We start from the raw sequence: 22,848 nt of genomic DNA, 5'->3' as shown, positions 1-22,848 counted from the left end.
CCGCGATACCCGCCCGCGCACCCAGATGCCCGATCGCCTCGGCCACCATGCCGCGCACCTGCCCCGACAGGCGGGCATTACCGCGCCGGTGGCCATGCGCCTCCAGGGTGGTGAGGTCTTCCAGGTAGATGACACTCGCGCCGAGCGCTGCTGCCTGGTCGACGGCCCAGCCGGCCGCCGCCCAGGCCAACGCATGGTTCAGATGCCGGATCCGGGCACACACCCGCCCATGCTCGACCTCCAACACCCGCGCCCGGTCGAGGTACTCACCCCAGCGAAGGTGCGGGGAGCCGAGCCCGTCCGCGAGCGCCCAGTGGTGATCACGTTTGGCGGCGAGGTGCTCACGCACGCCGCGCAGCCGGTGCAGGGCGGCACTGACCGTGGTGGCATCGAAGACCAGCGGCCGCCCGTCGGTGACCACCCGCTTGCTCTGTCCCTTGCCGGTCAGGCGGCCGAGGACGCCGGTGAGCAGGGTGTTGACGCCCCAGTCGAAGCCGAGTGCCACGGCATGCCCGCTCGCCTTGACGGGCGGGGCGGGCCGGGAGTCCGGCAGATCCACCGCGATCCGGCCCTGTGGAGTGGGGCGCAGGGTCGGGGTGTGCAGCACCGCGTCCGTGGTGACGGTGCCGGGCAGCCGGATGTCGATCACGTGCCAGGCCCAGTCCCGGCCCGTGGCAGGGACAGCGTTCAGCGGAAGCTTGAGACGCAGCCGGGCGGTGGTCTCGTCCACCCGCACAAGGGTGACCTGCTGACGGTCCATCGCCGCAAGGAGCACCTGCGGTGCCACCTGCGGCGGGCCCTCCAGCACGCACAACCCGGCGGGAAGCTTCCCGTGCCCGGCCGCGTACGCGCGGATCTGGCGGGTGCGGTTGCGGATCTCGGCACCGCTCACCCCGGCGGGCAGGAGTTTCCGCAGCGCCGACCATTCCGCCTCACTGCGCCGACGGGGGTCGGCGGGCCAGGTGGCCAGGACCGCGGTCACGATGGCGCGGCGGTGCAGGGCCAGCCGCAGAGTCCGGGCCGCGTACTCCTCGGCCCCCCGCCGCACTCGGTCCGACACATACACCCCGGCCGGGGGTGTGACGTCCTGCGGCCAGTTGAGGCGGCGCATCGCCATCCACCCCTTGGACGGCAGCACCTCACCCCGCTCATCCACCCCGGCAGCCAGCACGTCCAGCGAGGCCTCATCCCACCGGGAAGCCACCAGAGCACCCGTCAGCCCCCGGCTCAACTCGGCCAGAAAACCCACCCGTTCGAACAACACGCCCTGCCCGACCCGCTCACCACTGCTCTCCAGGACACCACCAAAGGCGGTACAGGTCGCCGTCGCCATCAACCCGGCCACACCCATCACCCCCCTTCCTTTCCGCACGATCCCGGTCAGTCTCCCGGAGCGGCCCGCCCCCGGCGCTTTGATCGGACTAACGAACGACCCTCACACAAGGACACGGCCTCGCCGTGTCCCGTCGATCCGCCCGAGCCCCCCAACCCCGAGCGGCACCGCAACGCACGGGAAACCACGACCGTCGCCATCCCGCGACGCAGCGAAGGAGCAACACCTCCACTCGCAAAAACAGCGGAAGCCGTTACCAGGCAGGAGGAAACGGGTGGCAGAGTCCAAGGAACCGTCCCGATGACTCGAAGCAGCATCAACCAGCCTACTTAAGCCAAACCCCAACAGTTGAAGACCCTGCCTCCTTGACCCGTCAGTGACTCGTGGCGGGGCTGGTTCGGTCGTGCTCGTATACGGAGACCCTCACTCGCCCGTTCCTGCCACCGTTACGGTGGGGATGGCCATGTACGGACCCCGGGGGAGCGAGGTGACTTTCTCCTGTACTGCGGTCAACTCCAAGACAGGCATCCGCTCGACGTGCTAGAAGGACCTAGTGGTGGCAACGCTTCCAGAGATCACAGCCCTGTTGGGCGAACCCCGGTTCAACTGGTCGGATCCGGCTCCATGGATCGAACTGGAGCAGGAACTCGGTATCGAATTACCGGCAGACTTCCGTGAGATCGTGGACGCCTACGGTTCGATCGAGATCAACAGGCAGTTGTATCTGAAGCACCCCGCCGGCCATCTTCTGCACAGTCTGGGAGAAAACATCAGGGGGGATCTCGAGCTCTGGCGCGAGGAGGACATGGCGGAGTTCCTGCCGAGTCCGGTGGGGGCGAACCCCGGGGAACTGATGCCGGTGGCGTCGGCCACGACGGGCGAGGCGGTTTTCCTTCGCATTCCCGACAACCCCTCGTCGCCCTGGCGCATCGTGGTCCAGGAGTTCGACAGTCCGGCCTGGACTCTCTACGAGATGACGTTCAGTGAGTGGTTGCTGGCTTATCTCAAGGGCAGGGACGTGACGTTGTGTTCTCGCAACTTCGCGCTTGACGGCCCGGTTTACGAATTCCTGCCCTGAAAATAAACGCGAACTACTGTGGAGCAGCTCCGCGGTGAACACCTGGAACGCCCGGCGTGCGTCGGTGCTCTCGTGGCTGGGCTGGTGCGATGAGCGCGGGTACGACGGCCCGGCGGACCCGGCCTGGGCGAATCGGCTTCCCCTGCCGGACTCCGAGACCATGCTGCCCCGCCTTCTCAAGGGCCGTACTCGCGGCCCGGTGTTCGTCACCCACCGCAAGCCAGGTCCCGGCAAGGTCGTCAGCCCGCGCGACATCTGCCCGGACACCGGGCTCGCCCGCCTCTCCTACGGGCAGGCCCGGATGCTTTTGGACGAGCACACGGCCCTGGGCGGCGAGCCGGGCACGGGTGGGATCTGCATGAGTGGCGACACTCCGGCCTGACCCACCTCGGCGAGGGTGGGACGAGCCTGCTCATGCTGACGGCGAAGTCCCGGCACAAGAAGGCGGAGAACGCGCGGAAGTATTTCCACCCCTCCCCGGAGGCGATCGCCAACGTGACCAGCCTGCTCGCGCTGGGCGACCGCCGACGCTGAGCACGGGCGGGTTGCCTCCCATACGCTCCTTCGTTGCACTGGGGCATAACTACAACTCGCCTGCGCGCATGCAACGTTCCCGAAGTCCGCCAGGACCTCCTCCAGCGGGGACACTGTCAGGATCGTCATCGACGGCTCAAGGTCCCACTCAGTGCCAAGAGTTGGCCGCAGGCGCCGCAACCTGGCCAGGAGCCGGGCCCATGGAGTCGACGAAAGACCCCGCCTCTACGATGGACCGATGGCGTCGATCAAGCAGATCCAAGTCACCTTCGACTGCGCAGAACCTGAGCGCGTCGCTCGTTTCTGGTCCGAGGTGTTGGGGTACGTCGTACCGCCGCCACCGGAGGGGTTTGCTACTTGGGACGACTTCGATCGCGCAATGCCGCCTGAGCATCAGGGTCCAGCGTTCGCATCGTGCACTGATCCCTCAGGTGCGGGCCCCCGACTGTTCTTCCAGCGAGTCCCCGAAAGCAAGGTCGTCAAGAATCGGGTGCACCTTGACGTGCGGGTCGGCACCGGGCTCGTGGGTGAAGAGCGCCTGGCCGCACTTGAGGCCGAATGCACACGACTGGTCGCGCTCGGCGCGGTACGCGTGCGACTACTGCTTGCCGATGGCGTCAACGAGTCGTGCCTCCTCATGCAGGACATCGAGGGCAACGAGTTCTGTCTCGACTGAGTGGCCGCGAACGTGGCACCTTCGCGAGTCGACTGGTGCAGTTCGCCATCACGAGGGTCGCCGTCCCGCGGCACGCCAACGGTCCTGATCCAGAACACCCTTCGGTGTCCACGAGCAGGGACCGGTGCGGGGTGGGCGCCGACCGCGTCAACGACATCAACGACGACCAGCTGAGGGTGATCCGGACACTGCTGGGCACCCTGCTGCTGATCCGCCGGCCCGCCGACGCCCGGCGCGGCCTGTGGCGGTCCGAGGAGGTCCGGCCCGCCCCCGACGACGACGGTGGGGCCCGGGACACCACTGGCCGCGTCTACCGCCACCAGTGGTTCGTACGCCCCCCACCGGCGCACGTATCCCGGCCAGGACGACCCGAGTGGCTACTCCCGCAAGTGGGTGGGCCCCTAGCTGGTCACCCCCGCCGGGTGCGAGGATGCCCCCCATCCTGGTCAGGGAGTGGGTCGTCAGCGTCCTGCGCCACTGACGACCCGTCGCCGGGCCTCATCCCTCGTCGGTGGCGTCCGGATCGCGCAGCGGACGCAGCGCCGGATCCTGCCCGTCATCGCCCGCAAAGGCGCCCCAAGGGCGAAGATCGCGGACTGTTCCAGAAGCCGACCCAGCCGTAACCTGGCGAAGTTCCACCCCTTTCTTGGAGGTTGAGTCTTGCGAAGACGTACGTTCGTCACTGCCCTCGGCGCCACAGCCGCCGCGTCCGTCGTACCGGGGGTGGCACGGGCCGCCGCGTCGCTCATCGCACCCACGCTGACGGACCGGGACCTGGCGGCGTCGATGAACGCGCAGGCGGTGTACAAGCACCTGGTGTCGCTGGAGAACGCCGCGCGCTCCGGGAATGGCCCGATGACGATCATCGGGCAGCACATCGAGACCCAGCAGGAGCTGTACAACGCGAGCTACGGGGACACGGGCGGCACGACGTTCTCCGGTTACTACTACAAGAAGGCCGCGGACATCACGGGCAAGCTGTCCGGCTTCATCGAGATCGACCTCGGGCCCGGGTACGGAGCGACCGGCTGGGGGACGTACGCGGATCGGTCCTACAACCGACCGCTGGGGCTGCCGACGGGGCAGCGGGCATGGCAGTACACGGACGACGCCGTCGACCTCGCCTTCGGCGTGTGGAAGGGGCTGCCGCGCGCGGCGGACGGCTCGTACAATCCGGACGGCACCATGACCCGGCTCGACGGCACCACCGCGACCCTCACCAACGGCGGCGCGGCCTCCGGGATCGTGGGCATGAGCTTCCACCAGCCGTACCCCGGCTCCTCGGTGAAGTCCTGGAGCCGGGTCCTCACCCAGGTCGAGGGGGAGCACCCGGGCGGTTACGAGTCCTACCCGGTGGCGACGCTCACCACCGACCAGGCGTGGTTCGACCGTGTGGTCGACTGGGAGTCGGACACCGACGAGTACCGGGCGCTCCTCGCGGACCTGGGCTTTCTCGCGGCCGCGCTCTCGTACTTCGCCGCATGGGACGTGCCCGTACTGCTGCGGCCGTACCACGAGATGAACGGCGACTGGTTCTGGTGGGGAGGGAAGACCCCGGCCTCGTACAAGAAGCTGTGGCGGATCACGTACGACTACCTGGTGAAGACGAAGGGCCTGCACAACCTGATCTTCGTCTGGTCGCCCGGCGCCTGGGACCCGCAGGGGGACGATGTGCCGTGGGACTACTACCCCGGGGCCGACCTCGTCGACGTCGTCGGCGTCGACGACTACAGTCCGTCCGCCTCGGACCTCACGCACGTGTACTACACGGGGCTGGTCGACTACGCGAAGCCGCGGATGCTCGCGGAGACGTACAACGTGCCGATCACGGCGGCCGGTTCCAACGCGCTGACCCGCAGTCCGTGGGTGATCTGGAGTACCTGGGGCTCCGGACTGACCAAGACGGCCATCAACACGAACGCGGATGTGAAGGCGACGTACTACGCCACGGACCAGGTGTACACGGGAGGCTCGGGCACCGGGTTCGGGCAGAACTTCGCCTGGGGCTCGATCCACGCCCACTGACCGGCGGCTCAGGCACAGGCGGCCGTGAGCGGCTCCGGAGAAGTGGACGGTCCGCGATTCACCTCCGCTCACGATCACGGGCCAGTCATCACCAGCGACAAACCGCATCTCAGACGTGAAGATCACGATCTACGGCTGGAGTACTTACTCCAGAGGACTTCGACGCTTTGCCTGCTCAGAGGGCTGTGCGGTGAGTGTAATGGGCTGATGCCACATCAGGGGCGGTCCCATGAGGACCGCCCCTCGATCGTGTGCAGCCCACCACACTCCGTACCGAGGTAGACGTAGCGCGCCGCCGTCTGCTGAGCTCCCGCCGCTTGAACAGCTTCGTGCGTGGGAGTGGCCGAGCTGGGTCACGCCCGTCTTGAACGATGGTGTCGAGGTGTTCGCTCTGCCGGGGCGACTGACCCGGGCATTGGCCAACGCCAGCTCCAGCGAACTGTTCGAGCTTGCCGCTCGCTGGACCACGAGGCTCAGGCGCGCCGATGGAGATGACATGACCGACGACGATCCGCTGGCGATCCTCCAGGGGGTTGCCCGGCTCGCGGCGTCTGCCGTGAGATCGGGCGGCGGCCACGCTCTCCGCCTCCTTACGGTGCGTCAGACGCCCGGGGGCGGTGGCGAGGCCCGGGCGTCCGCGGCCAGGTCCGGGCGATCGATCACGGCGCACAGCCGCTTCCAGACGTCGTCGCCGCGTACCTCGACCGCGCACCACTCGTCGTCGCCGGCGCAGGGGAAGAGGCCCTGCGGGGCGTCCGTGGTGCCGGTGTTGCCGAGGGCGGTGACCGTGCCGGGGCGAGGGACTCCTGGAGGAACAGCTGGGCCATGGCCGTCAGACCGATCTCCGCCTGGGACATGCCGACGGTGCCGCCGCGTCCGGTGCGGCGCCGCTCGACGAGGCGGGCGAGGACCGCGGTGGCGCCGACCCGGCCGACGAGGTGGTCCGGGAAGATCGTGATGGCGTCGCTGAAGCTGTCCTCGCGATCCGGGTAGCGCCACAGGCCGGTCAGTCCGGCACAGGCGCGCACCAGTGGGCCGTAGCCCATGCGGTTGCTCCAGGGGCCGGTGGAGCCGAGGGCGCTGCTCTCCGCCATGACGAGGCCGGGGTTGACCTCGGCGAGGACGTCGGGGCCGAGGCCGAGGGATTCGAGGGTGCCGGGCTTGAAGTTGGACAGGACGACGTCCGACTGGGCGGCCAGGCGCTTGAACAGGTCGACGCCGCGCGGGTCGCGCAGGTTCAGGCCCAGGCTGCGCTTGTTGCGGTGACCCCAGGCGAAGGAGCACACGCGGGCCTCTCCTATGTACTGCCCGGCCTCAAGCAGGCCGCGACCGCACTCGCGGGCCTCACCCACTGGTCCCAGGTTCACCGCCGACTCGCCGAGAGCCCCCGGCCGACGGAGCCCGAATCGGCGACCCCGTTCCCGGTGCCGGACCGAGCCGAACGGCGCGGGGCGTGGTCCGAGCACGCCGCGCGCCGCATGCTCCAGGACGCGGGCGTTCCCCTCGTCCCCACCGTCCTCGCCACCTCGGCCGATCAAGCCGTCGAAGCGGCAGCCGAGTTCGGCGGCCCGGTCGCCCTGAAGATCGTCTCCGTCGGCATCCTGCACAAGAGCGACATCGGGGGCGTACGCCTGGGAGTGAGCGGAGCCGACGCCGTGCGGGAAGCCTACGAGGCAGTGCGGGCCGGCGCTGACCGGGTGCCCGGGGCCGCGGTCGAGGGAGTGCTCGTCTCCCCCATGCGGCCAGGCGGCACGGAACTTCCCGTGGTGTCGTACGCGACGACCAGTGAGGGCCGGTACTCGCCGTCACCCTCGGCGGGGTGTACGCGGAGGTTCTCCAGGCCCGCGGAGAGCGAGGCCGCCACTCCAAAGGCGGCGAGCGCCGGGCTGGAGGCGACGCGCGACGCATACGCCTTTCACGGCCGGCGGCCCGGACCCCGCCCACCGCGGCCGGCCCGATCGCCCTGGGCATCGCCATCAGTTCCACCCCGACCGTCATCCGCGCGGCCTCCGACCAAGCCCACCGCCGCGTCTGCAACTGGCTCACCTACTGGGTGGACGACACCATCGACTGGCTGTCCGGCGACCCGGTCGATCTGTCCACGGGCCTGCTCACCGACTCCCCCACCGAACTGGCCGTCGACGACGCCCTCACCCCCGTCGACGTCACCCGGACGAGAGGGGCCGCCAGAGGCGTACGGACAGCCGCAGCAGGCGGCGGCGCAGGGCCGTGGTGCGCGGGCACGAGGCGCGGCGAGCGCTGCGTAGGTGGCATCAGTCGGCTGAAGGTGGCGTTGGGCCGTTGAGGCTGCGTGGATGACCGTGGATCCGGCACAGTGGCGCAGGGCTTGGAGGAGGCTCGTTTCACGGAACGGACAGGGGGCCGGTGCTGTGGGGTGGGGGATGCGCGCCCAGGTGGGGCGGGGCCGGTGGCGTTGGATTCTGGCGCGGCTGTTGCTGGCGCCGGTGGCGGCCGCGGTGGCGGGGCTGGTCGTGTGGGCGGTTGCTCACTTCGGGTTGGACAAGGCCGATCAGACCTCAAGTGTCGTGGGTGGCTTCGTCGGTCTGGTCGGCCTGCTGGTCTCCCTGTATGCACTGCGCTCCCCCTCCTCCGCAGACGGCTCCGGCGGAGGGGCCGGTGATGGAAGTCGGGACTGGGTGGGCTCTGCGGCCTCTCACCCTTCCTATCGGGCGCCGGTGCCACAGGTTCCCGTCCGGGGCCGGGAGGAGGAACTGGCCGTACTGCGCCGCCTCGCCTCCGGCCGGGAGAGCGGACTGGCGGTCGTCTGCGGCACGGGCGGGCTGGGCAAGACCACTCTGGCTGCCGAGACCGCCCGTCAGGCGAGAGCAGCCGGCCGAGCGGTGTTCTGGGTGCGCTGGCAGGACGATCCCAGCCGGCTCGCCGACGATCTGACCCGCGTGGCCCAGGCCCTCGGACTGCCGGATGGCCGTCTCGGCGAGGCCCAGGCCGGCTGTGCCGCCCTGGTCGACGTCGTGTGGGAGCATCTGATGGCGACGCGCGGCTGGGTCATCGTCGTGGACAACGTCGACACGCCCCGGCGTATAGGTCCGGGCAGCGATCCCCTGGCCGCCTACCGCGGGTGGCTCCGTCCGGACGGAGCCGGCCTGCTCCTGATCACCAGTCGCGACACCTCCCCCGTCACCTGGGGACCACGCGCCCGTCTCCTTCACCTGAGCCCGCTGGGCAGCCGCGCCGCCGGGACCGTCCTGCTCGACAGCGCGCCCACAGCGGGAAGTGCCGCGGAAGCCGATGCCCTCGGAGCCCGGCTGGGCGGCCTTCCTCTCGCGCTGGACGCCGCCGGTCTCTACCTCGCCTCCCCCACCAGCCGCTACACCACCTTCACCGCCTACCACCAGGCCCTGGACGGCGAGTTCGGCGACCTCCTGGGTGCCGAGCACCCCCAGGCCGCTGACCCCGACATCGCGCGCACCATGGTTCGCCACACCTTCGACCTGTCCCTGGACCAGCTCCACACCGACGGCTACACCCTCGCCCGGCCCCTCCTGCATCTCCTCGCCCTCCTCGAAGCCGCCCCCGTCCCTCGCTCCCTGGTCACCCCCGCCCTCCTCACCGACGCCACCGGACAACCGGTCACCGCCGCCGAACTCGACGCCGCCCTCGCCGGACTCCACCAATACGGACTCCTCACCGCCCCCAGCACACCTTCAGGCGGCGCCGGCGGGACCGTCCGGGTGGGGCAGGTGGTACTGCATCCACTGGTCCGGGAGGTCATGGCCCTCACCCCGCCCAGCTCCGACCCGGCCACCGCGATCACCGCTCTCGACACCCACCTCACCCGCGCCGTGAACGACACCGTCGCCGCCGCACGCGCCGGATGGCCCACCGCACGCCTCCTCGCGCCCCACCTCCCACCCCTCCTGGACCACGCACCGGACACCACCTTCATCACTGCACGCAACACCCTCGACGATCTGGCAAGGACCCTGCAGGACGCCGGTGCAGCCGCCGAAACACACCTCCTGCACCAGTGCCTCCTGGCCGCTGAAACCCACCGCCTCGGACCCGACCACCCGGACACCCTGACCACCCGTGACAGCCTCGCCGGCGCCGTACGTGAGCTCGGTCGTCGTCGCGAAGCCGCCGACCTCTACCAGCGGGCCCTCGCCGACCGCATACGCGTCCTCGGCCCCGAACACCCAGACGCCTTCGCCAGCCGCAACAACCTCGCTCTCGCCCTGCATGAACTCGGTCAGTACCAGGAAGCCGCCGACCTCCATCAGCAAGTCCTCACCGCCGCCGAGCGCAACCTCGGGTCCCAGCACATCGACACCCTCACCAGCCGCAACAACCTCGCTCTCGCCCTGAACAGACTCGGCCGCCACCAGGAGGCCGCCGACCTCCATCGACAACTCCTCACCGACCGCGAACGCATCCTCGGCCCCGAACACCCCCACACACTCACCACTCGCGACAACCTTGCCGGTGCCCTACGTGAGCTCGGCCATCGTCGCGAAGCCGCCGACCTCTACCAGCAAGTCCTGGCCGACCGCGTACGCATCCTCGGCCCCGAACACCCCGAAACTCTCACCAGCCGCAACAACCTCGCTCACGCCTTGAGCGGACTCGGCCGCCACCGGGAAGCCGCCGACCTCCACCAACAAGTCCTCACCGCACGCGAACGCATCCTCGGCCCCGAACACCCCGACACCCTCATCAGCCACAACAACCTCGCCGCAGCACAAGACGCAACCAGGCGCATCCGCCGAATTCGGCGACATCTGTGGCGGCGTGCACGGTCGTAATCCATCGACGGCTGAACGACAACGTGCCTTATCACGAGCTCGGCGGCAGCTACTTCCCCAACGGGATCCCGAGCGGGCCGCACGCCGAGCCGTGTCCCGGCTGAACCAACTCGGCTACCGCGTCACCCTCGACCCGATGGACGCCGCTGGATGAACGAGCGTGGCCGAAGCCCGCGGAGACGACTCCGACCGGGCCGGCACCCCTGCCCGAAAGAGCGCCTGCCTGCAGTTATTTGCGCGTCAGAGTCAAGCTCGGAGCCTGTGTCTGGTCCCTGCATGACAAGTTGACGGTGGCCGGATTTCTCTCCCGCCACGGGCATGTGTAGTAACGGTGGAGGGGTGCCCTATAGCCGGTCTTTTACACGGCGCGCCCATGTAGCCTGCCGCCGGGTGATGAGCTAGGTGTGGGGGCGGCCTGTCTCCGCTGGCGTAGCTCGCCGACAGGGATTGCAGGGGGGATCTTGCTTAAACTGAACGCTCCGTCTGGCCACTTTTCTGAGTCTGTGATTTCCAACCACGATTACCCGGAATCAGAATCTCTTTATGGGGGTTCCGGCCCGGGGTGGAGCTGGATGTGGGTGCCCTACCCCTTCAGCTCGCAGCACGTGCAGGGGCGGTTCACTCGCCATGTTTTCAAGCGCTACCAGACGTCACATAGCGACCTCCGGGCCTTCATCGGTGAAAACCTCGCTGGAAATGATCAGCGTTGGTCCAAAGCCGCCGTTGCCGCTCTTCGAGACGTAACCGCGCAGGAGTTTGTCCTGGTCTGCTCGACCGTCTGGGCGTTTGCGTCGTTCGAGGTCCGCTCGGGCCGGAGTGCGGAAGCAGGTACGGCCTTCTATAACGGATGGGTCGGAGCAATGAACGCCGATCCACGGGCCCCGTACGAGCTGATGGCTTCCGAGAAGCCGACAGTCATGATCATGGGCTAAGAAGCTATGCCGGGTCCTTACATGACAAGCAATTGAGCGAGCGCGGCATCGAGGACGTTCATGCGGTCGGCGGCGGTGTTGGCTGCGGCGTTGCAGGGCCTCGCCGGTGTTGTCGAAGAAGCACAGCAACGGGTGGTAGCCGCAGCCGTGCTTGCAGGTCGGGGCTGCTTGCTCCTACTCGGAGGGCCGGCCTCGCCCGCACAAGGGCCGGCCCAGGCCCCGTGGTCCGCGATGCCGACATGGCACGTCGGCCTCCGGCGCGGTGAGCGTCCCTCGCCCGTCCCCACGCGGCAACGAAGAGACAGCAGGTGACAGCCAAGAGGCGGGGACGGGCGGGCAGCCGCTAGAGACCGGTGGCGACATCCCGTGCCACCGCCTTGATCGCGGCGGACTCGGTCGGGTAGTCACCGAGCACCTCGGCGACCATGCGCACCGCGCGCTTGCGCAGCTCAGGAGGGTAGGAAGAAGGTCGTGCCATGACTCTGGCCCTTACACGGAATCGAGTCTCCATTCGAACCGGGGCGGTTCAGCGCCAGGTGGACCAGTTCAAGGCGTGAGTGCGGGGCGAGCATCGTGGCGGATGCGGAGCCTGGTCATGGTCGGCCACGCGTGGTACCAGGAGTGAAGCGCTTGACCCTCACGTGGCGTCATGCCGCATTGTCGGTGGCGTGGAAGAGCACCTGACTGTGGGACGTGTGGCCGAGCTGGCCGGCGTGAGCATCCGCACGCTGCATCACTATGACGAGATCGGCCTCGTGCACCCGTCCGCGCGGACCGCGGCCGGGTACCGGGCCTACTCGGCGGGTGACGTGGAGCGGCTGCGGGAGGTGCTCGCCTATCGGCGGCTGGGCTTCGGATTGCGCGAGATCGCGGATCTGGTCGACGACCCGACGACCGACGCGGTCGCGCACCTGCACCGGTTGCGCGGCCTGCTGCTGGAACAGCGCGACCGCGCTGCTGCCATGGTGACGGCCATAGACAGGGAACTGGAGGCACGGGCAATGGGGATCAGGACGACGCCAGAGGAACAACTGAAAGTGATCGGTGCGCAGTTGTACGAAGCCATCGGATCCGCTTACCCAGCGACGCGGCGCACCGAGCCGCGGATCGCCGCGAGGATCTGGGATGCGCTCGGGGACGCACGGACGGTACTGAACGTCGGGGCCGGGACCGGCTCCTACGAGCCCCCCGACCGCGACGTCACGGCGGTGGAACCGTCGGCGGTCATGCGGGCACATCGTCCCGCGGGCGCGGCGCCGTGCGTGGCCGCCAGTGCGGAGAGCCTCCCCTTCGAGGACCAGTCCTTCGACGCGGCGATGGCGGTCAGCACCGTTCATCACTGGCCGGACCCGGTCGCCGGGTTGCGCGAGATGCGGCGCGTGGCCCGCCGCGTGGTGGTGGTCACCTACGACGCCAGTGTCACCGGCTGGCGTGAGCGGTTCTGGCTCACCCGCGACTACCTGCCTGAATTCGCTGACCTTCTCGTCGGCTGGCCTTCACTGGCCGACCTGACCCGCGCGATCGGGGGCCGCGCGGAGCCGGTGCTCATCCCGTGGGACTGCGCTGACGGCTTCTTCGAGGCCTACTGGCGCCGGCCCGAAGCGTACCTGGACGAACATGTGCGCCGCGCGGTATCGGTATGGACCAGAGTCGGGCCGGAGGCCGAGCAGCGGGCAGTAAGCAGACTCCGCGACGACCTTTCCTCAGGCCGGTGGGTCGAACGCAACCGCGACCTCGTCGCCCTCGACGCGGCAGAGCTCGGCCTCCGCCTTCTCGTAGCCTGAACCATCGTGCGTGAGAACGCCGCAAGGAGCCGACCCGCCGGAATCAGTAGACGTCGCCGCGGCGTCACTTGGCCTCGATGGCGAACTCAACCTGGGGGTTCTCGCCGTACAGGTCGCATGGACCGGTCGGCCCAGCCCATCAGCCACATCAGGGCACCCTCGGAGCGCGCTACGTCTACTTCGATCGTGTGCAGCGGTCGTTGGTAGTGAGCGCGAGTCGGCTCCGTCTCTTCGCCAGGGCCGCTCCGGGCAGCTTCAGCGTGAGGAACTGCCCGGGGCGGTAGGTGAAACGGTCCGCGGCCTCCGGCGGCGGCTGGAGCACCAGGGAATGTGCGTCGGCCGTCTCGGCGATCACCTCGATGACGCGCAGCCGGTGCGTACGCGATCCCGACGCCGGCCCCGGCGTTGACCCCGAGGCCCGCCCGGACGACGGACCCCGCCACCGGTCCTGACGTCGGCTCAGACATCGGCGACCTCCAGGGTGCCCTCCTAGACCGCGCGGTCGATGCTCATCCGCAGGGCGCGGCAGGTGCGTATCCGGGCGCTGGTCGCTCCCTCAGCCACCCTGCCGCGGAACTCCGCGCAGACGACGGCCGCGTCGGCGGTCCACTGCACCGAGGTGTGGGCCATGCTGAACTTGTCGCACAGAACCTGGTTGCCGCAGGTCGCGCACTCCACCGGCTGTGTGTCAGGCCCCGGTCCCCGTCGCCGCCTCGGCCTTGATACGGGCCAGACTCTCCTCGACCTCCGCCCGCCAGGCCGCATTGGCCCGCTGGGTGTCGATCTCGAACTCGAACCGGCGCGTCATCTCGGGGCCTTGGGCTGTTCGGGGCGGCTGAGCGGGGTGCCCTCCGGCGGGGAGCGCGAATTCCCGCTGACCGGGAAAGGTGCTGCGAGTGACCGGGAAAGGTGCGGTGAGAAGACGCTGAACGGCCCGGAGGACGTGGACCGCGGCCTCCGGGCCGTCGACAGAGCTCTCCACCCTGGCGGTTCGCTACCGCGCTCCGTACACCGGCTGCGGGGGCTCGGACTCGGCGAGCAGCTTCAGGGCCGCCTCGCCCGCCTCCGCAGGGGTCCAGCGGGCGCCCTTGTCGGCCGTCGGCCCGGGACGCCAGCCCTCCATGACGGTGATCCGTCCGGCCTCGGCCTCGAAGACCCGGCCGGTCACCCCGGCGGAGGCGGCGGAGCCCAGCCAGACGACGAGGGGGGAGACGTTCTGCGGGGCCATGGCGTCGAAGCCGCCGTCCTCGGGGGCGGCCATGGTCTCGGCGAAGGTCCGCTCGGTCATCCGAGTGCGGGCGGCGGGAGCGATGGCGTTGACCTGGACGCCGTAGCGGGCCGTCTCGGCGGCGGCGACAAGGGTCAGGCCGACGATCCCGGCCTTGGCAGCGGAGTAGCTGCCCTGACCGACGCTGCCCAGCAGACCGGCCCCGGAGCTGGTGTTGATCACGCGGGCTTCGGGCATGCGGCCAGCCTTCGCCTCGGCGCGCCAGTGTGCGGCGGCGTGCTTGAACGGGAGGAAGTGGCCCTTGAGGTGGACGCGCATGACGGCATCCCAGTCGTCCTCGTCGAGGTTGACGAGCATGCGGTCGCGCAGGAACCCGGCGTTGTTGACAAGGGTGTCGAGGCGGCCGAAGGTGTCCAGGGCGGTGGCGATGAGCGAGGCCGCGCCATCGGGGGTGGCGATGTCACCGCCGTGGGCGACCGCCTCGCCGCCGAGCGCTTGGATCTCGTCGACGACCTGCTGGGCGGGTCCGGCGGCCTCTCGGGTGCCGTCGAGGCCGACGCCGAGGTCGTTGACGACGACCTTGGCGCCCTCGGCGGCGAAGGCGAGGGCGTGCGCGCGGCCGAGCCCGCGGCCCGCCCCGGTGACGACGGCGACGCGTCCGGTGCACAGTCCGGTCATGGTGCGTGTCCTTTCAGTGAGCTGACGAATGGCTTGCGACAGGCAGTCCGGCGGGCGAGTCGACACCTGAGCCGGTCACTTGTTGGCGGTGGCGGCGTCGAGGAAGGCGGGGCGCTCCCCTCCGCCGTGGACGAGCAAACTGGCGCCGCTGATGTACGCGGCACGGTCGGAGGCGAGGAAGACGCAGGCGTCGCCGACCTCGGCGGGGTCGGCGAGCCGGCCGAGCGGTACGGTGCGGCCGACGGCCGCGATGCCGTCCTCGTCCCCGTAGTGCAAGTGGGACAGTTCGGTGCGGACCATGCCGAGGACGAGCGTGTTGACCCGCACCAGCGGCGCCCACTCCACGGCCATGGAACGGGCGAGGTTCTCCAGGCCCGCCTTGGCGGCTCCGTACGCCGCGCTGCCCGGTGACGGGCGGGTCCCGCTGACGCTGCCGATCATCACGATGGACCCGCCACCGCTCTGACGGCGCATCACCTCGTACGCGGCGAGCGAGGCGGTCAGCGGGGCGAGGAGGTTCAGTTCGACGACGCGGGCGTGCCGCTCGGCTCCACCGTCGCCGAGCATTCGGAAGGGGCCACCCCCGGCGTTGTTGACCAGGGTGTCCAGCCGCCCGCACTCGCTCCGCACCTGTTCGAAGAACCCGCTGACCGCCTCCGGGTCGCGCAGGTCGACGGGAAGGAAGCGAGCGGTGCGCCCGGCCGCTGCGATGGGCTTGTCCGGCGCCCGACGCGCGCAGGTCACCACCTGCGCGCCGGCCTCCAGGAACGCACGGGTGATCCCTGCTCCGACGCCTCTGGTGCCGCCGGTGACGACGGCGACGCGTTCCGACAGATCGATGACGGCTGCCAATGCACACCTCCCGCAGTGCGAAGACCGCTGCTATCTTCCACCTAACAAATGTTTGGTGGAAAGGTAGCTGATCTGCTCATGGGTGTCTCCACCTCCGCCCCCGAACAGGGCGTCGCCGTCGTCACCGTGGACTTCCCTCCGGTCAACGCCCTGCCCGTACAGGGCTGGTACGACCTGGCCACCGCCGTGCGAGCCGCCGGGGCCGACCCGAAGGTGCACTGTGTGGTGCTTACCGCCGCGGGCCGCGGCTTCAACGCCGGCGTCGACATCAAGGAGATGCAGCGCACGGCCGGACACGACGCCCTCATCGGCGCCAACCGCGGCTGCGCCGAGGCGTTCGCCGCGGTCTACGACTGCGAGGTCCCGGTGATCGCCGCCGTGCACGGCTTCTGCCTGGGCGGCGGCATCGGCCTGGTCGGCAACGCCGACGCCGTCGTCGCCGCCGACGACGCGACCTTCGGCCTGCCCGAGCTGGACCGGGGCGCGCTCGGCGCGGCCACCCACCTCGCCCGCCTGGTCCCCCAGCACCTGATGCGGGCGCTGTACTACACCTCGCGCACCGTCACCGCCGAGGAGCTGCACCGGCACGGCTCGGTGTGGCGGGTGGTCCCGCGCGCGCAACTCATCGAAGCGGCAATGGAGCTGGCCCGGGAGATCGCCGCCAAGGACGGCTACCTCATCCGCCTCGCCAAGGCCGCGATCAACGGCATCGACCCGGTGGACGTCCGCCGCAGCTACCGCTTCGAGCAGGGCTTCACCTTCGAGGCCAACCTCAGCGGCGTCGCCGACCGCGTCCGCGAGACCTTCGGCACGGACAAGGAGCACACGGGCAAGGAGGCGCAGCAGTCGTGAGCAGGGACAAGACGATGACCGTTGATGAGGTGGTCGGCCGCCTGACCAGCGGCATGACGATCGGCATCGGCGGCTGGGGCTCGCGGCGCAAGCCGATGGCGCTGGTGCGCGCGCTGCTGCGCTCGGACGTCACCGACCTGACCGTCGTCTCCTACGGCGGTCCGGACGTCGGGCTGCTCGCCGCCGCCGGGAAGATCCGCAAGCTGGTCGCGGCCTTCGCCACCCTCGACTCCGTCCCGCTCGAGCCGCACTTCCAAGCCGCCCGGCAGCGTGCCGCGTTCGAGATGGTGGAGTTGGACGAGGCGATGTTCATGTGGGGCCTGACCGCGGCCGCGCACCGGCTGCCGTTCATGCCGATCCGGGCCGGTCTCGCCTCGGACGTGATGACCGTCAACCCGCAACTGCGCACGGTGACTTCGCCGTACGAGGACGGTGAGGAACTCGTCGCCGTCCCGGCCCTGCGGCTGGACGCCGCGCTCGTCCACCTCAACCGGGCCGATGTGCACGGCAACGGCCAGTACCTTGGCCCCGACCCGTACTTCGACGACCTGTTCTGCGAGGCCGCCGACGCCGCGTACGTCTCCTGCGAGCGGATCGTGGACACCGCGGATCTGCTCAAGGACAGCGGACCGCAGTCGCTGCTGGTCAAGCGCGCCTTCGTGAACGGCGTCGTGGAGACCCCGAACGGCGCGCACTTCACCTCCTGCGCCCCGGACCACGACCGCGACGAGGCGTTCCAGCGCGCCTACGTCCAGGCCGCCCGCGACGCCGAGGCCTGGCTGGCCTTCACCGAGCGGTTCCTGTCCGGCGACGAGGACGCGTACCAGGCCGCGGTGGCGGCGTTCCACGAGGAGGAGGCAGCAGCATGAGCGATGTCGCTACGACATCGGCGACGCGGGCCGAGTACTGCGTGGTGGCCTGCGCCGAGGCCTGGCGGGGCGCGGGCGAGGTACTGGCCAGCCCGATGGGCACCGTCCCGACGATCGGGGCCCGGCTGGCGAAGCTCACCTTCTCCCCGGACCTGCTGCTGACCGACGGCGAGGCCCTGCTCATCGGCGACGTCCCGGCGGTCGGCGCGACGGCCGAGGTCGTGGAGGGCTGGTTGCCGTACCGGCAGCACCTGGCCCTGGTCGCCACCGGGCGGCGGCACGTGATGATGGGCGCCAGCCAGCTCGACCGGTACGGCAACCAGAACATCTCCTGCATCGGTGACTGGGCCCGGCCCAAGCGGCAACTGCTGGGCGTGCGCGGCGCTCCCGTGAACACCCTCAACAACCCGACGAGTTACTGGGTGCCGCGGCACTCGACGCGGGTTTTCGTCGAGCGGGTCGACATGGTGTCCGGCGTCGGCCACGACCGCGCCGCCGCGGCCGGCCCCTCCGCGACCCGCTACCACTGCATCCCGGACGTCATCAGCGACCTGGGCGTCTTCGACTTCGCCACCCCGGACCGGACGATGCGGCTGCGCTCGCTGCACCCCGGTGTCACGGTCGAGCAGGTCGTCGAGGCCACCGGCTTTGCGCTCACCGTCCCCGACGAGGTGCCGTACACCCGCGAGCCCACCGCCGAGGAGCTGCGGCTGATCCGAGAGGTCATCGACCCGAAGGGGCTGCGCGAACGCGAGGTGCCGGCGGCATGACGGACCTCCGGATCAGCACCCCGTTGACGAAGCTCGTCGGGGTGCGGCACCCCCTTGTGCAGACCGGCATGGGCTGGGTGGCCGGCCCCCGTCTGGTCTCGGCCACCGCAGAGGCGGGCGCGCTCGGGATCCTCGCCTCGGCCACCATGACGGTCGAGCAGCTGCGCTCCGCCGTCCGCGAGGTCAAGTCCCGTACGGACGCGCCCTTCGGCGTCAACCTGCGGGCGGATGCGGGAGACTCGGCCGAGCGCGTACGGATCATCATCGACGAGGGCGTGAAGGTCGCCTCGTTCGCGCTCGCGCCCTCCCGCGAGCTGATCGCGCGGCTGAAGGACGCCGGGGTGATCGTCATCCCGTCCATCGGCGCCAGGCGGCACGCCGAGAAGGTCGCGGCGTGGGGCGCCGACGCGGTGGTGGTGCAGGGCGGCGAGGGCGGCGGCCACACCGGCAACGTCGCCACCACCGTCCTGCTTCCCCAGGTCGTGGACGCCCTGGACATCCCGGTCATCGCGGCCGGCGGCTTCCACGACGGCCGCGGTCTGGTCGCGGCGCTCGCCTACGGCGCCGCCGGGATCGCCATGGGCACCCGCTTCCTGCTCACCTCCGACAGCACCGTTCCCGACGCGGTCAAGGCGAAGTACCTGGCCGCGACGGTCAAGGACATCACCGTCACCACCAAGGTGGATGGCCTCCCGCACCGGATGCTGCGCACCGAGCTGGTCGACACACTGGAGCGCTCGGGCCGGGCCGCCTCGCTGCTGCGAGCGGTCCGCCACGCGGCGGCCTTCAGACGTGACTCCGGCATGAGCTGGACACAGATGATCCGCGACGGCCTGGCGATGAAGCACGGCAAGGAACTGACATGGAGCCAGGTCCTGCTCGCCGCCAACACCCCGATGCTGCTCAAGGCCTCCATGGTGGAGGGCCGCACCGATCTCGGCGTGATGGCCTCCGGCCAGGTCGCGGGAGTGATCGACGATCTGCCGTCCTGCGCCGAACTCGTCGACCGGATCATGGCCGAGGCGCACACCACGCTCCGGGGCCTGCCCCGCTGCGGCTGAAAGCCCTCAAGCATCATCCGCCTCATCGTCGTTCCTCTTCTCCACTCCAGAGAACGCCGCATCCCACCTTTGGAGTCAATCCGACGCGTACCACGCGCATCCCTCGTGTCGCCCGAGTGGTGATCTCCTCTCTCGCCCTCGGCAAGCTGACCGACGCGGACGTCGCGACGCTCTCCGCGCTGGACCTGCGCACCGTGATGGAGGCCGTCGCTTCCAAAGACCCATTCCCTCGCGGACCTTGCGGTCGGCCTCGGCGCGGAAGTCGTTGGACTGCGGGCAGTCCTCTGCGGCGGTGTCGGCCGGGACGCCGACGGCGCGCAGCAGGAGGTAACCCGGCCCGACGACTGCCGTCCGGCGCCCCGCTGACGGTCCATGCCCGTCCACGGCCCGCTTGGCAGGCAGGCCGTGGACGGGCATCGCGTCTCAGAGACGCTCGATGATGGTGACGTTGGCCTGGCCGCCGCCCTCGCACATCGTCTGCAGGCCGAACCGCCCGCCGGTTCGCTCCAGTTCGTGCAGGAGCGTGGTCATGAGCTTGGTGCCGGTGGCGCCCAGCGGGTGGCCGAGAGCGATGGCGCCGCCGTTGACGTTGACCTTCTCCGGGTCGGCGCCGGTCTCCTTCAGCCAGGCGAGCACCACAGAGGCGAAGGCCTCGTTGATCTCGACCAGGTCGATGTCGTCGAGCGTCATCCCGGTCTTCTTCAGCGCGTACGCGGTGGCCGAGATCGGCGCGGACAGCATCCGGATCGGGTCCTCACCGCGCACCGAGAGGTGGTGAATGCGGGCCCGCGGAGTCAGCCCGTGCTCCTGTACGGCCCGTTCGCTCGCGAGCAGCATGGCGGAGGCACCGTCGGATACCTGCGAGGCGACGGCGGCGGTCAGCCGGCCGCCCTCCCTCAGCGGCTTCAGGCCCGCCATCTTCTCCAGCGAGGTGTCGCGGCGCGGGCCCTCGTCGGTGGTCACGTCCCCGTACGCGACGAGCTCACGGTCGAAGCGGCCCTCGTTGATGGCCCGGATCGCCCGCTGGTGCGAGCGCAGCGCGAACTCCTCCATGTCCCGGCGGGAGATGTCCCACTTCTCGGCGATGAGCTCGGCGCCGTGGAACTGGTTGACCGGCCGGTCGCCGTAGCGGGCCCGCCAGCCCTCGGAACCGGCGTACGGGCCTTCGGTCAGACCGAGCGGCTCAGCGGCCTGGCGGCTGGCGAAGGCGATCGGCACCTGGGACATGTTCTGCACGCCGCCCGCGACCACCAGGTCCTGGGTGCCCGAGAGCACCCCCTGCGCCGCGAAGTGCACGGCCTGCTGCGAGGAACCGCACTGCCGGTCCACCGTGACGCCCGGCACCTCCTCCGGCAGCCCGGCCGCCAGCCAGCAGGTGCGGGCGATGTCGCCGGCCTGCGGGCCGACGGTGTCCAGGCAGCCGAAGACGACGTCCTCGACGGCGGCCGGGTCGGCGCCCGAGCGTTCCATCAGTGCCTTGAGCACATGGGCGCCGAGGTCGGCCGGGTGCGCGGCGGACAGGCCGCCGTTCCGCCTGCCGACCGGGGTGCGGACCGCTTCGACGATGTATGCCTCGGCCATGGCCACTCCTTCTTGATGTCTACACTCTCGCTGTCATTCACGGAGGGCGATACCTTCCAGCACCATCGACAGGTACTGGCGGGCGATCTCCTCCGGACTGTGCTGTCCGCCCGGCCGGTACCAGGACGCTGCGACCCAGACGGTGTCGCGCACGAAGCGGTAGGTGAGCCGGATGTCGAGGTCGGCGCGGAAGACCTTGGCGGCCACTCCGCGCTCGAGGGCGCCCAGCCACGCCTTCTCGAACTTCACCTGCGAGTCGGCGAGATAGCCGAAGCCCGGCTGGGTCTGGAGGTGCCTGGACTCCTTCTGGTAGATGGCGACCGCGGCACGGTGCCGGTCGATCTCGCGGAAGGACTCCGTCACGAGGGCCACGATCGTCTCCCTGGGTCCGAGCCCGGCGGCGAGCACCGTGTCGTACCTGGCCCACAGCTCGTCCAGGAAGGTGGAGAGGATCTCGTCGAGCATCGACTCCTTGGAGTCGAAGTGGTAGTAGAGACTCCCCGCGAGCATCCCGGCGGCGTCCGCGATCTTGCGGACGGTGGTGGCGTTGTAACCCTGCGCGGCGAACACCTCGGCGGCGGTGGCCAGGATTTCCCCACGCCGCTCGGGCGACGGGCTCATCGTGGTCTTCTGACTGTTACTGCTGCTCTTGCTATTCGGCACCTGGCCATTGTTGCCTCACGGGTGCTGGCTGCTGACGGACAGGACCTCGCCCGTCATGTACGAGGAGTAGCCGCTGGCCAGGAAGACGATGACGTTGGCCACCTCCCATGGCTCGGCGTAGCGGCCGAAGGCCTCGCGGGAGGTCAGCTCCGCCAGCAGCTCGGGGGTGGTGACCTTCACCAGGTGCGGGTGCATGGCGAGGCTGGGCGAGACGGCGTTGACCCGCACGCCGTACTCGGCGGCCTCCAGCGCGGCGCAGCGAGTGAGGGCCATGACCCCGGCCTTGGCGGCGGCGTAGTGCGACTGGCCCTTCTGGGCCCGCCAGCCGATCACCGAGGCGTTGTTGACGATGACGCCGCCGCTGCCCGCGGCCTTCATGCGGCGCAGCGCGGCGCGGGTGCAGCGGAAGGTGCCGTTCAGGGTGACGTCGAGGACCTTGTCCCACTGCTCGTCGGCCATGTCGACGAGGTCGGCCGTACCACCGAGACCAGCGTTGTTGACGACGATGTCGAGGCGGCCGTGGCTCCTCTCGGCGAGGTCGAACAGCGCGGCGACCTGAACCTCGTCGGTCACGTCGCAGGGCAGCGACGCGACGCGGTCCGCACCGAACTCCGCGGCCAGCTCCGCCTCGGACGCCTTGAGCCTGCGGGCGTGGGCGTCGGAGATGACGACGCGCGCGCCTTCCTCCAGCAGGCGCCTGGCGGTCGCGCCGCCGATCCCCGCCCCGGCGGCAGCGGTGACGACGGCGGTGCGGCCCTCCAGCAGGGCATGGCCCGGCACGTACGGTGGATGCGCGTTCGGCACGGTCACGAGCGGACCTCCTTGGGCAGGCCGAGGACGCGCTCGGCGATGATGTTCCGCTGGATCTCGTTGGAACCGGCGTAGAGGATGTCGGAGCGGGAGAAGAGGAACAGCCGCTGCCAGTCGGTGAGGTCGTACGGCTCGCCGGCCGACGGCATGCCGTCGGCGCCGCAGACGTCCATGGCGAGCTCGCCCAGCTCCCGGTGCCAGGTGGCCCAGAAGATCTTTCCGATGGACGCCTCGGGAGCCGGCGCCCCGGCCGCGACTCCATCGAGCATGCGCAGCGCGTTGAACCGTATGGTCTCCAGGCCGGGGCCCGCACCCGCGCCGGGAACCCGGCGTCCGGC

19 protein-coding genes and 5 pseudogenes are annotated in these 22,848 nt (G+C 70.0%); 13 read left to right on the top strand and 11 right to left on the bottom strand.

The window, feature by feature from the left end; genetic code table 11:
• Positions 1–1,351: transposase (locus ABT114_RS47360; protein WP_351152731.1), on the bottom strand; the 1,351-nt coding region annotated here is incomplete at its 3' end.
• 538 nt (positions 1,352–1,889) lie between these two features.
• Here ABT114_RS47360 and ABT114_RS47355 point away from each other — a divergent pair.
• The 4 genes and pseudogenes from ABT114_RS47355 (at position 1,890) to ABT114_RS47340 (ending at position 5,646) form a co-directional block, all read left to right on the top strand.
• Complete coding sequence (locus ABT114_RS47355) at positions 1,890–2,411, top strand: SMI1/KNR4 family protein (RefSeq protein WP_351152729.1); 522 nt, start codon at positions 1,890–1,892, stop codon at positions 2,409–2,411.
• Positions 2,380–2,945: pseudogene (locus ABT114_RS47350) on the top strand (hypothetical protein). Before ABT114_RS47355 ends, ABT114_RS47350 begins: the two are co-directional and overlap by 32 nt.
• A gap of 238 nt (positions 2,946–3,183) precedes the next feature.
• Positions 3,184–3,621 carry a VOC family protein gene (locus ABT114_RS47345; protein WP_351152727.1) on the top strand — a complete coding sequence of 146 codons (438 nt, stop codon included), beginning with the start codon at positions 3,184–3,186 and terminating at the stop codon, positions 3,619–3,621.
• 660 nt (positions 3,622–4,281) lie between these two features.
• Positions 4,282–5,646, top strand: a complete 1,365-nt coding sequence (locus ABT114_RS47340) for a glycoside hydrolase family 26 protein (RefSeq protein ID WP_351152725.1) — start codon at positions 4,282–4,284, stop codon at positions 5,644–5,646.
• A gap of 600 nt (positions 5,647–6,246) precedes the next feature.
• Here ABT114_RS47340 and ABT114_RS47330 read toward each other — a convergent pair.
• Positions 6,247–6,932 (bottom strand): annotated as a pseudogene (locus tag ABT114_RS47330) (CoA transferase).
• Positions 6,933–7,124: 192 nt separating this feature from the next.
• On the opposite strand from ABT114_RS47330, the pseudogene ABT114_RS47325 reads away from it, so the two are divergent.
• The 4 genes and pseudogenes from ABT114_RS47325 to ABT114_RS47310 form a co-directional block, all read left to right on the top strand.
• Positions 7,125–7,355 (top strand): annotated as a pseudogene (locus ABT114_RS47325) (acetate--CoA ligase family protein); the annotation flags it as partial.
• A 110-nt stretch (positions 7,356–7,465) separates the two neighbouring features.
• Positions 7,466–7,951, top strand: coding sequence for a hypothetical protein (locus ABT114_RS47320; RefSeq protein WP_351152745.1), 486 nt, complete (start codon positions 7,466–7,468; stop codon positions 7,949–7,951).
• A 97-nt stretch (positions 7,952–8,048) separates the two neighbouring features.
• A complete protein-coding gene (locus tag ABT114_RS47315) occupies positions 8,049–10,430 on the top strand; it encodes a tetratricopeptide repeat protein (protein WP_351152722.1) in 2,382 nt (793 codons plus the stop codon).
• A 578-nt stretch (positions 10,431–11,008) separates the two neighbouring features.
• Positions 11,009–11,362: a hypothetical protein gene (locus ABT114_RS47310; protein WP_351152720.1), complete on the top strand. Its 354-nt coding sequence runs from the start codon at positions 11,009–11,011 to the stop codon at positions 11,360–11,362.
• A 349-nt stretch (positions 11,363–11,711) separates the two neighbouring features.
• On the opposite strand, the pseudogene ABT114_RS47305 reads toward ABT114_RS47310, so the two are convergent.
• A pseudogene (locus ABT114_RS47305) lies at positions 11,712–11,840 on the bottom strand (IS3-like element ISMyma3 family transposase); the annotation flags it as partial.
• A 217-nt stretch (positions 11,841–12,057) separates the two neighbouring features.
• Here ABT114_RS47305 and ABT114_RS47300 point away from each other — a divergent pair.
• Positions 12,058–13,146 (top strand): MerR family transcriptional regulator, encoded by a 1,089-nt coding sequence (locus tag ABT114_RS47300; RefSeq protein ID WP_351152739.1) that lies wholly within the window; start codon positions 12,058–12,060, stop codon positions 13,144–13,146.
• A gap of 175 nt (positions 13,147–13,321) precedes the next feature.
• On the opposite strand, the gene ABT114_RS47295 is transcribed toward ABT114_RS47300, so the two are convergent.
• From ABT114_RS47295 to ABT114_RS47280, 4 genes are all read right to left on the bottom strand, one after another.
• Positions 13,322–13,501, bottom strand: coding sequence for a hypothetical protein (locus ABT114_RS47295; protein ID WP_351152717.1), 180 nt, complete (start codon positions 13,499–13,501; stop codon positions 13,322–13,324).
• A 134-nt stretch (positions 13,502–13,635) separates the two neighbouring features.
• Positions 13,636–13,824 carry a hypothetical protein gene (locus tag ABT114_RS47290; protein ID WP_351152714.1) on the bottom strand — a complete coding sequence of 63 codons (189 nt, stop codon included), beginning with the start codon at positions 13,822–13,824 and terminating at the stop codon, positions 13,636–13,638.
• A 316-nt stretch (positions 13,825–14,140) separates the two neighbouring features.
• Positions 14,141–15,052, bottom strand: coding sequence for an SDR family oxidoreductase (locus ABT114_RS47285; protein ID WP_351152712.1), 912 nt, complete (start codon positions 15,050–15,052; stop codon positions 14,141–14,143).
• A 75-nt stretch (positions 15,053–15,127) separates the two neighbouring features.
• Positions 15,128–15,904: an SDR family oxidoreductase gene (locus tag ABT114_RS47280; RefSeq protein ID WP_351152709.1), complete on the bottom strand. Its 777-nt coding sequence runs from the start codon at positions 15,902–15,904 to the stop codon at positions 15,128–15,130.
• 78 nt (positions 15,905–15,982) lie between these two features.
• On the opposite strand from ABT114_RS47280, the gene ABT114_RS47275 reads away from it, so the two are divergent.
• From ABT114_RS47275 to ABT114_RS47260, 4 genes are read left to right on the top strand one after another with little or no spacing between them, the layout of a single operon-like run.
• A complete protein-coding gene (locus ABT114_RS47275; protein WP_351152706.1) occupies positions 15,983–16,756 on the top strand; it encodes an enoyl-CoA hydratase family protein in 774 nt (257 codons plus the stop codon).
• Positions 16,757–16,770: 14 nt separating this feature from the next.
• Entirely contained in the window at positions 16,771–17,625 is an 855-nt protein-coding gene (locus tag ABT114_RS47270) for a CoA transferase subunit A (protein WP_351152737.1), read from the top strand.
• Positions 17,622–18,395, top strand: coding sequence for a CoA-transferase subunit beta (locus ABT114_RS47265; RefSeq protein WP_351152703.1), 774 nt, complete (start codon positions 17,622–17,624; stop codon positions 18,393–18,395). The genes ABT114_RS47270 and ABT114_RS47265 overlap by 4 nt, the downstream gene beginning before the upstream one ends.
• A complete protein-coding gene (locus ABT114_RS47260) occupies positions 18,392–19,456 on the top strand; it encodes an NAD(P)H-dependent flavin oxidoreductase (RefSeq protein ID WP_351152700.1) in 1,065 nt (354 codons plus the stop codon). The genes ABT114_RS47265 and ABT114_RS47260 overlap by 4 nt, the downstream gene beginning before the upstream one ends.
• A 423-nt stretch (positions 19,457–19,879) precedes the next feature.
• Here the strand turns inward: ABT114_RS47260 and ABT114_RS47255 are convergent, their stop codons facing one another.
• From ABT114_RS47255 to ABT114_RS47240, 4 genes and pseudogenes are all read right to left on the bottom strand, one after another.
• On the bottom strand, positions 19,880–21,037 hold the full coding sequence (locus ABT114_RS47255) for an acetyl-CoA C-acetyltransferase (protein WP_351152697.1): 1,158 nt from the start codon (positions 21,035–21,037) through the stop codon (positions 19,880–19,882).
• Positions 21,038–21,070: 33 nt separating this feature from the next.
• The gene (locus ABT114_RS47250; protein WP_351152734.1) at positions 21,071–21,658 is read right to left on the bottom strand and encodes a TetR/AcrR family transcriptional regulator; all 588 of its coding nucleotides are present in this window, start codon (positions 21,656–21,658) and stop codon (positions 21,071–21,073) included.
• A 57-nt stretch (positions 21,659–21,715) separates the two neighbouring features.
• Complete coding sequence (locus tag ABT114_RS47245) at positions 21,716–22,504, bottom strand: SDR family oxidoreductase (protein WP_502988521.1); 789 nt, start codon at positions 22,502–22,504, stop codon at positions 21,716–21,718.
• 2 nt (positions 22,505–22,506) lie between these two features.
• Positions 22,507–22,827, bottom strand: a pseudogene (locus ABT114_RS47240) (acyl-CoA dehydrogenase family protein); the annotation flags it as partial.
• Between the last annotated feature and the right edge of the window lie 21 nt (positions 22,828–22,848).

Origin of the sequence: Streptomyces sp. NPDC002088 (genome assembly GCF_040296605.1) — a bacterium.
Lineage (GTDB): Bacteria > Actinomycetota > Actinomycetes > Streptomycetales > Streptomycetaceae > Streptomyces.
The sequence above is the reverse complement of the archived record's forward strand: the minus strand, read 5'-3'. Positions and strand labels throughout refer to the sequence as shown.